The sequence below is a fragment of the Rhodococcus sp. T9N genome (assembly GCF_024436645.1).
Lineage (GTDB): Bacteria > Actinomycetota > Actinomycetes > Mycobacteriales > Mycobacteriaceae > Rhodococcus_F > Rhodococcus_F qingshengii.
This window is the reverse complement of record NZ_JAMSKS010000018.1, coordinates 106,840-115,250: the sequence shown is the minus strand read 5'-3', so window position 1 is coordinate 115,250 and position 8,411 is coordinate 106,840. Positions and strand designations below refer to the sequence as shown.

Annotated in this window: 7 protein-coding genes and 1 pseudogene; 3 read left to right on the top strand and 5 right to left on the bottom strand. The window is 63.4% G+C overall.

The annotated features are described in order from the left end of the window. Positions 1–51 precede the first annotated feature (51 nt). Both M1L53_RS25235 and M1L53_RS25230 read left to right on the top strand, forming a co-directional pair. A complete protein-coding gene (locus M1L53_RS25235; protein ID WP_003944025.1) occupies positions 52–1,074 on the top strand; it encodes an alpha/beta hydrolase family protein in 1,023 nt (340 codons plus the stop codon). 102 nt (positions 1,075–1,176) lie between these two features. After that, the gene (locus M1L53_RS25230; protein WP_003944042.1) at positions 1,177–1,998 is read left to right on the top strand and encodes a GNAT family N-acetyltransferase; all 822 of its coding nucleotides are present in this window, start codon (positions 1,177–1,179) and stop codon (positions 1,996–1,998) included. A gap of 10 nt (positions 1,999–2,008) precedes the next feature. Here M1L53_RS25230 and M1L53_RS25225 read toward each other — a convergent pair whose 3' ends face one another. From M1L53_RS25225 to M1L53_RS25205, 5 genes and pseudogenes are all read right to left on the bottom strand, one after another. Then, a complete protein-coding gene (locus M1L53_RS25225; RefSeq protein WP_054187434.1) occupies positions 2,009–3,475 on the bottom strand; it encodes an FAD-dependent oxidoreductase in 1,467 nt (488 codons plus the stop codon). 87 nt (positions 3,476–3,562) lie between these two features. Next, positions 3,563–4,024, bottom strand: coding sequence for a carboxymuconolactone decarboxylase family protein (locus M1L53_RS25220; protein WP_003944075.1), 462 nt, complete (start codon positions 4,022–4,024; stop codon positions 3,563–3,565). Beyond that, a pseudogene (locus M1L53_RS25215) lies at positions 4,021–4,957 on the bottom strand (NAD(P)-dependent oxidoreductase). Before M1L53_RS25215 ends, M1L53_RS25220 begins: the two are co-directional and overlap by 4 nt. Further along, entirely contained in the window at positions 4,954–5,703 is a 750-nt protein-coding gene (locus tag M1L53_RS25210) for an SDR family oxidoreductase (protein ID WP_054187432.1), read from the bottom strand. The pseudogene M1L53_RS25215 and the gene M1L53_RS25210 overlap by 4 nt, the downstream one beginning before the upstream one ends. Before the next feature lie 60 nt (positions 5,704–5,763). Next, a complete protein-coding gene (locus tag M1L53_RS25205) occupies positions 5,764–7,230 on the bottom strand; it encodes an aldehyde dehydrogenase (protein WP_030536772.1) in 1,467 nt (488 codons plus the stop codon). A gap of 217 nt (positions 7,231–7,447) precedes the next feature. Between M1L53_RS25205 and M1L53_RS25200 the strand changes: the two genes are divergently transcribed. Further along, the gene (locus M1L53_RS25200) at positions 7,448–8,305 is read left to right on the top strand and encodes a mycofactocin-coupled SDR family oxidoreductase (protein WP_047272231.1); all 858 of its coding nucleotides are present in this window, start codon (positions 7,448–7,450) and stop codon (positions 8,303–8,305) included. Positions 8,306–8,411: the final 106 nt, after the last annotated feature.

Here is an 8,411-nt window from a genome sequence, read left to right as displayed (position 1 = left end):
GAGCGCCACCGAGCTGTTGCCGGGCACCGCAATCGAGCACGAGGAGCGGCAATGAGAAGAATCGGACGTACTCGGGCAATGCTTGTCGTCGCACTCGTCGCGTGGACGGGACTGTTCGGCGAAGCAGCGTTGGCCTCGGCTGACCCGGCCCCGACATCCCCTTCAGGCGGTTCAGCTCTCGATCACGTCGAGGAGATCAACGCCCGTCAGCTGACTATGTACGTCTACTCGGCTGCGATGGACAAGGTGATTCCGCTCGAGGTGATTCGGCCGGCAGACACGAGTGCGCCCCGGCCGACCCTCTATCTACTCAATGGCGCCGGCGGAGGCGAGGACACGGCGACGTGGCAGACACGGACAGACGTCGTCGACTTCTTCGGCGACAAGAACGTCAACGTCGTCAACCCGATCGGCGGTGCCTACAGCTACTACACCGACTGGGAGAAGCCCGATCCTGTTCTCGGACTGAACAAGTGGACCACATTTCTCACCCAGGAGTTGCCACCGATCGTCGATGCCACGCTCGGGACTACGGGTACGAATGCCGTTGCCGGATTGTCGATGGCAGGTACCTCGGTTCTGAGCCTGGCCGAGGCGGCGCCATCCGTTTACCGTGCCGTCGGTGCTTTCAGCGGGTGTGCCGAGACGAGTACTCAACCCGGTCAGGACTACGTGAGATTCGTGGTCGGATTCCGCGGCGGCAACGTGGACAACATGTGGGGTCCTCCCGGCGGTCCGGGCTGGGTAGCCAACGATCCTGTGGTCAACGCCGAGAGATTGCGGGGGGTCGACCTCTACATCAGCAATGGATCGGGCCTGCCCGGCCCACACGAGAATCTGGGCGGACCGATGGTCAACGGCGACCTCGGCGTTCTGGCGAACCAGGTGATCGTGGGTGGAGTCATCGAGGCCGGGACGAACCAGTGCACCCAGCGTTTGGCCGAGCGGCTCGACTCCTTGGGCATCCCGGCCACCTATGATTTCCGGGCAACTGGCACTCACTCTTGGGGTTACTGGCAGGACGATCTTCACAACTCGTGGTCGATGATTGCCGCGTCGATCGGTGCGCGTTAGCCGGCGAACCCTGGGGTCGGTGGCTGAGTTGTTTCTCACTCCGGGACACTCTTGCCGAACCTAGCCGACCGAACTGCAGGTCAGCGGCGTTATAGTCGCCTCATGAGTTCAGAAACACTCGCTCCCCTCGACACCGACGTACTTGCGCGCAGGTTTGCGTGCCTGGGTGATCCGACGCGGCTGCGAGTGCTCCGACTTGCTGCCGGCGGTCCGATCGACGTCGACACGATTGCACACGCCGCATCACTCGAGCCGTCGGCGTTGAGTGCCCACCTCGAGGCCTTGATCGAGGTCGGTTTTGTCGAGGCTTCGGTGCGTGAAGGCACTTCGGTTGTCAGTGTTGCCGGAACGGCATACTCCGATCTGATGGCAGCGGCCGCCGTCGTGGCTGCTCGTGGTCCGGTCGAAGACACACTGGGAGTTCTTCCCGATGACGTGGTGGTGCGCCGCATGGAATCCGGCGACTGGGATGCCGTCCGCTCGATCTACCGCGAAGGAATCGACACCGGAACCGCGACGTTCACCACCTCGGTGCCATCCGCCGAGAAGCTCGACGCGCAATGGTTACCCGATCATCGATGGGTGGCCGAGATCGACGGCCGCGTCGAAGGCTGGGCGAGCCTCAGCCCGGTGTCCTCGCGAGACTGCTACCGCGGGGTCGCCGAGAACTCCATCTACATCGGTAGCGGCGCTCGCGGGCGCGGCGTGGGCAAGCTGCTGCTTCGCCGACAGGTGCAAGCCGCCGACGCCAGTGAGATCTGGACAGTGCAGTCGTCGATTTTCCCGGAGAACCGGGCAAGCGTCGCCTTGCACCAGGCCGTCGGATTCCGAGTCGTCGGCACTCGCTCGCGTATCGCTCAACTGGGTGGGCGGTGGCGTGACACGTTGTTCCTCGAACGTCGCAGCGAGGACGCTGACATCTGAGAAGAGACGCTCAGCCCTTGGCAGCGCTGACTCCGGCGCGTCGCCCGTAGAAGCTGCCGTCTCCGAGGGACGTTCCGGAGGCATACCCTCCAGCGCAGACACCGGCGGTGCATCGTCCAGCGGCAAACAAACCCGGGATCGGTTCGCCGGAGACGTGCATGACCTCCGAGTTGATCGACGTGCGCAGACCGCCGAGCGTGAATCCGGCGGTGAAATTGCGAAGATCGAGCGCAGCGACGGGTGAGCCGATCGGCTTGACCCACTCCTTCTTCTTACCGAGTACCGGGTCTTCACCACGGGCGGCGTGCCGGTTGTAGACCTCGACCGTCGACTGAAGGGTGCCTTCCGGCAGGCCCATGTCGGATTCGAGTTCCTCGACGGTCTCGGCCACCCACTTGGGCTGGAATCTGAAGAACGGTGTGGAACTGTCGGCGGCGCAGCCCTCTTCGTAGGAAGCTTCGTCGATGATCAGGTAGGCCTGATTCTCGTTGCGCAGCAGCGTCTCCTGGCCGATTCTTCCCGGATACGTGTCCTCGTTGACGTAGCGCTGGCCGCGTCCGTTGACGAGAATGCCGCGGATCATCAACTGGGGGTCGCCGAAGAATGCGACCTCGGTGGCGTCCATGTGCGCGAGGTCGGCCCCGAGAGCCTGCGCCATCTGGATGGACTTTCCGTCGTGCTCTTCGATAGCCGCACCGGGGCGCCCGATCAGCCGTGGGGCGTACGACTGAATCATCGCTTCGTTGTAGGCGAAGCTTCCCGTCGCCAGTACGACACCCGTGCGTGCTCGAACTGCCACTTCCTTGCCGTACTGCTTGGCGATGATGCCGACCACTCGATCTCCGTCGACGACCAGGCGCTGGACTCGCATGTCGTATTCTGCTCGTACGCCGAGGCTTTCGGCCGTCTCGATCAGTGGCCTCATCAACATGAAACCACCGCCCTTCTCCCCGGTGCGCTTGCCGCTCATCTGTGGAACGTGCCCGCGAGGGGCCGGTGTCGCGATCGTGTTGAACGGTGCCGAGTTCTCGCCGCCGGAATACATGAGTCCGTCGTCGAAGGGTGTTTCCCAGCCGGGTTGGCCGTAGAAACTCTCCTTGAACGGCACACCGTTGTCGACGAGCCAGTTGTAGTGCTCGACGCTGCCTTCGCAGTAGTCGGTGATCTTCTCCTCGTCGGCGCCGGGACCGAGTGCGGCCATCATGAACGATTTCATGTTGGCGGGGGAGTCCTCGAACCCGAGTGCCTGCTGCAACGGGGTCCCGCCGCCCAGATAGATGAATCCGCCTGCCAGCGCCGCAGCGCCGCCCCAGCCGCTCGTGCGCTCGAGCACCAACACGTCGGCGCCCGCTCGCGCGGCCTCGATCGAAGCACTCACTCCGGCAATGCCGTAGCCGGCGACGACGACGTCAGCCTCGAAGTGCCACTGCTCGATGTTTGCGGAGGACTGCGGACGGATTGAGCTGGCCTCGGCCATGGATTCGGATCCTTCGTTCTTCTGGTTGGTTGGTGGGGGAATCGGTGGGTGTGATCGATGCCCTGATGGCAGTATCTCGACCGAAAGTCAGTCGGTGTCCGTTTTCGCGGAATCGGCCGCGGCCTTCTCCTTGGCGCGCGCGGCCTTACGTCTGTCGGCCTTCACGGCGATCAGCGCATTGTTGAGCCCGGTGGCCAGCGGCCAGCCGACGTAGTGGCACAGGAAGATTGCGGCCTCTTCGAACTGCTGCTCGGTCAACTCCTCGTTGTGGAGAGCAGCGTTGATCTGGATCTTCGCCACATCGTTCTGCCCCTGGGCGGTGATGGCACCGATCAGGAGTAGTCGTCGATCACGTACCGACAGTCCCGGTCGCGTCCAGATGTCGGCAAAGAGGTGGTCGGCGGTGACCGCGAAGAAGTCGCCGGGAACGTCGGCGGGAAGCTCCCAGCCGTACACCTCGTTCATCTTCGCGACGCCACGAGCACGGGCCTCGGAGATGCGGCTTTCGTCGGTTCCACCGGCATCGGTCATGTGAGTGGTGTCGGTCATGCGTGCTCCCGAATAGTAGATGCCGTCGAAGGTTCGGCCGACCTGTCTTCGCTGTCATTCCCGACGCCCAGACCGGCACCGAGTCCGGCGAGCGCAAGGTGCGCGAGCGGCAGGTCGAGATTCAGCCGATCACCGAGGTCGATGGCCAAGGCCAAGTCCTTCTCCCCGAGATTGCGAACATGCCGCAGTATCGAGAACCACGGGTCGTCCTCCGAGACCGGTGCGGTGGTGTCGCGGAGCATGATCGCGCCCGCGCCACCGGTGATCGCATCGGTGTGCCTGACGACCTTTCCGAGCGTGCGGAGATCGAGTCCTGCTGCTTCGGCGAGTCGCGCGGCCTCGGTCGTGGCGGTGAACGAGACGAAGTGAAGAAGGTTGCGTGCGAGCTTCATTCGCGTTCCCGCGCCGACGTCACCGGCGTGAACCACCAGCTCGGCCCAGGATCCGAAGGGCTCGCGGACGGCTTCGAACGCCTCGTCGGAGCCGCCGATCATCACTGCCAGCCTGCCCTGCGCTGCGCCGCCGGCACCGCCACTGATCGGCGCGTCGACCAGCAGAACACCACGCTGTTGACAGATGTCAGCGAGTTCCACCGCCGTGGTGTCCGAGATAGTGGAGTGAATCGCGACGACAGTGCCTGGCTGTGCGGTCGACAGAATCCCGTGCGGCCCGCACACAACCTCGCGTACCTGCGCGTCGTCGAGCACCGTGACGGAGATGATGCTCGCCTGCGCTGCAACGTCGGCGGGCGTCGATGCTGCGCTCGCGCCCGCAGCGGTGAACGGTTCGAGCGCTTCTGCGCGGGCATCACACACCACCAGTCCGCCCGGCCAGTCCAGGAGGCGCTGCGCCATCGGCGCGCCCATGTTTGCCTAGGCCGATGTATCCCAGTCTGGTTTTCGAAGCGCTGGCTTTCGGCGCCGATTGCGTCATGACCGGTACACCTGGCCTCCGTCGACGTTGAAGATCTGCCCGGTCACCCAGCCTGCGTCGTCGGAGAGGAGGAACAGGCACATGCCGACGAGATCGTCCGGTGTTCCCATGCGCTGCAACGGGATTCGTTTCACCATGTCCTTGACGATGTTGCCGGGGGTGACGGTTCGAGTCGCCTCCGTGTCGATAGGGCCGGGAGCGATGGCGTTGATCCGGATGTTCGACCAGCCGAGTTCGGTCGCGAGTTGTTGTGTCAGGCTGTTGACGCCGGCCTTCGCGAGTCCGTAGTAATTCGAGTACAGCCAGGCTGCTGTGGAGGACTGGTTGACGATCGAACCGCCCTTCACTCGCATGTGAGGTACTACCGCCCGGCACACGTGCAATGCGCCGTCCATGTTGACGCTCATGAACTTTCGGTAGTAGTCCCAGTCCACCGTCAACAGGGAATCGATCTTCATTCCGCCGTAGATGGCAGCGTTGTTCACCAGGTGCTCGATGCTGCCGAACTGCGCGATCGTGAAGTCGGCGAGTGCCGCAGTCGACTCCCCGTCGGCGACGTCGACGTCCTTGAACACGGCATTTCCGCCGTCCGCGTTGATCTGCTTGGCGACTGCTTCACCGAGTTCGCGATTGAGGTCCGCCACGACCACGTTGGCCCCCTCCGCGGCCAGAGCGCGGGCATACGCCTCTCCGATACCCTGCGCTGCTCCGGTGACTATCGCGGTGCGACCGTCGAAACGTCCCATGTCGACCTACTTTCGTGGTGATCATTCTGTGGTGAGGGTGTGGGGTGAGGGTGTGGAATGTCAGGAAGGTGAAGCGACGAGCTTGGTTTCGAGGTATTCCTCGAAACCCGCGAGGCCCATTTCGCGGCCGATCCCGGATTGTTTGTAGCCGCCGAACGGTGCGTCGGCCGAATACCAGACGCCGCCGTTGACGCTCAGCGTTCCGGTTCTGACACCGGCAACGACGTGCGCGACGCGATCGGGATCGGTGCCCCACACCGACCCGGACAGGCCGTATGGGGAATCGTTGGCAATCCGGATAGCGTCGTCGTCGTTGTCGTACGGAAGGATCACGAGGACGGGCCCGAAAATCTCCTCCTGCGCTACGCGAGACGAGTTGTCCAGCCCGGCAATGAGAGTGGGTTCGACGAAGAAACCCCTCTCGCGATCGTCGGGACGGCCCCCACCCGTCACGATCGTGCCGCCCTCTTCGACCGCGAGGGCGAGGTAGCTCTCCACCCTGGCGCGCTGGCGCGCCGAGATGACCGGGCCACACACCGTTCCGCGCGCGCTGGGGTCGCCGGCTCGGATACCCGCCATCGCGGCAGATGCCGCGGCCAGAGCATCGTCGTACCGAGAGCGCGGCACCAGAAGTCTGGTACTGAGCGCGCATCCCTGACCGGCATGAACGCAGACGGAGAACGCGGCAACCGAGCATGCACCCTTGATGTCCGCATCGTCGAGGACGATGAATGCGGACTTACCCCCGAGTTCGAGGAAGACCTTCTTGAGAGTTTGCGCGGCCGTGGCCATCACTGTGCGTCCGGTGGCGGTGGAACCGGTGAAGGACACGAGATCGACGCGCGGATCGCTGCACAGCTGCGCGCCTAGGGAGTGATCCGTCGACGTCACGACGTTGACTACGCCGGCCGGGATCTCGGTTTCTTCTGCAATCACCTTGGCGACCAGCGCGGCGCACCAGGGCGTGTCCGGCGCGGGTTTGAGAACGATGGTGTTGCCGGCTGCGAGGGCGGGACCGAGCTTGGCGAAATTGATCTGGTGCGGAAAGTTCCACGGTGTGATTGCGCCGACGACGCCGACGGCTTCCTTGAGCAGTCGGCGATGGGTCGGAATCCCCATGGGTGACGCGTGCCCGAGATCTTGTTCCCACGAATAGGTTTCGATCAGATCGGCCCAGTAGCGAAGATCTTCGATCGGGCCTTCGAGTTGCGGACCGCTCGTCAGCATGACCGGTGCGCCGACCTCGGCGACGGTGATCTCACGCAACTCCTCGATGTGGGACTGGAGTGCATCGCACAGTTGGCGCAGGCAGCGAGCGCGAAACCCGTGATCGCGTGCCCATTCGGTGTCGTCGAACGCACGGCGCGCAGCGGCGATGGCCGCGTCCATGTCCGCGGCGGTGCCTTCGGCCGCACGGCCGATCAGTTCCTCGGTCGCCGGGTTGAAAACTTCGAAGGTCCCGCCGGATCCGGGAACCAGTTTTCCGTCGACGAGAAGTGCAGAACTGTCTGCGGGTCGAAGCGTCATAGCGCAAGCCCTCTCTTTCTGGACATGTGTCTGGACTCTAGTTCACACTTTTGGTTGAGGCAATGGTTTTTGGGGCATAAGAGATTTCGAGAGCCCAGCAGTCTCGAGAGGGTCTCGGATCTGCTTCGACGAAAAGCGCCTCGTGTCCGGTGCGGCGCCGCTACGGTTCACCGCACATTCACAACCACGTCTTCACATCCACAGGAGAGAGGTCGAAATGAACAGAGTTGACGGAAAAGTGGTGTTGGTGACCGGCGCTGCTCGAGGTCAGGGGCGCAGTCACGCCGTCCGTCTCGCGCAGGAGGGCGCGCACATCATCGCCTTCGATCTGTGCGCAGACATCGCCAGCAACGAATACCCGCTCGCCAGTCCAGCCGATCTGGAGGAAACCGCTCGCCTGGTAAAAGAGGCCGGGCAGCAGGTGGTGACGGCGCGTGTCGACGTCCGTGATCGGGCCGGACTCGAAACAGCACTTGCCGAGGCGGTAGGGCAGTTGGGCGGATTGCATGTCGTCGTGGCGAACGCCGGTATCTGTCCGCTGGGCAAACACGTGTCGACCGCCGGTTTTGTCGACGCCTTCGATGTGAACTTTCTCGGTGTCGTCAATACAGTGCACGCGTCGATGGAATACCTCGGCGAAGGGGGTTCGATCATCGCGATCGGCTCTGTTGCCGGTCTGGTGCCGCAGACCGGATTCAACGGGCAACAGGCGCTCCAGGGTCCGGGTGGCGACGGATACGGCCTGGCCAAGAAGCTGATTCAGGCCTACACCAGTTCGTTGGCGCTGACCCTCGGGCCGAGTTCCATTCGCGTCAACGCGATTCATCCGACCAATGTGAACACCGACATGTTGCAGAGCATGCCGATGTACCGGACGTTCCGTCCCGACCTCGAGAATCCGACCGCCGAGGATGCGGCTGTGACGTTCCCGTTCATGCAGGCGATGCCGATCCCGTGGGTCGAACCCGCGGACATCTCGCATGCAGTCGTGTACCTGTCCTCGGACGAGTCGCGATTCGTCACCGGCCAGCAACTGCGCGTGGACGCTGGTGCCGGGATGAAGATCGGTCTGTAGTAGAAACTTTTCGCGTCGCTGCTGCCTTTTCGTGGTGAATTTTCCAAGTTTCCCCATTTCGTTGCCCTGGACAGGACGCTGTAGTAACGTCCAGACACGTGTCCAG

Bases quoted from the DNA above. Each gene is read 5' to 3' on its own strand.
- M1L53_RS25235 (WP_003944025.1), top strand. From the start codon at position 52: ATGAGAAGAATCGGACGTACTCGGGCAATGCTTGTCGTCGCACTCGTC.
- M1L53_RS25230 (WP_003944042.1), top strand. From the start codon at position 1,177: ATGAGTTCAGAAACACTCGCTCCCCTCGACACCGACGTACTTGCGCGC.
- M1L53_RS25225 (WP_054187434.1), bottom strand. From the start codon at position 3,475: ATGGCCGAGGCCAGCTCAATCCGTCCGCAGTCCTCCGCAAACATCGAG.
- M1L53_RS25220 (WP_003944075.1), bottom strand. From the start codon at position 4,024: ATGACCGACACCACTCACATGACCGATGCCGGTGGAACCGACGAAAGC.
- M1L53_RS25210 (WP_054187432.1), bottom strand. From the start codon at position 5,703: ATGGGACGTTTCGACGGTCGCACCGCGATAGTCACCGGAGCAGCGCAG.
- M1L53_RS25205 (WP_030536772.1), bottom strand. From the start codon at position 7,230: ATGACGCTTCGACCCGCAGACAGTTCTGCACTTCTCGTCGACGGAAAA.
- M1L53_RS25200 (WP_047272231.1), top strand. From the start codon at position 7,448: ATGAACAGAGTTGACGGAAAAGTGGTGTTGGTGACCGGCGCTGCTCGA.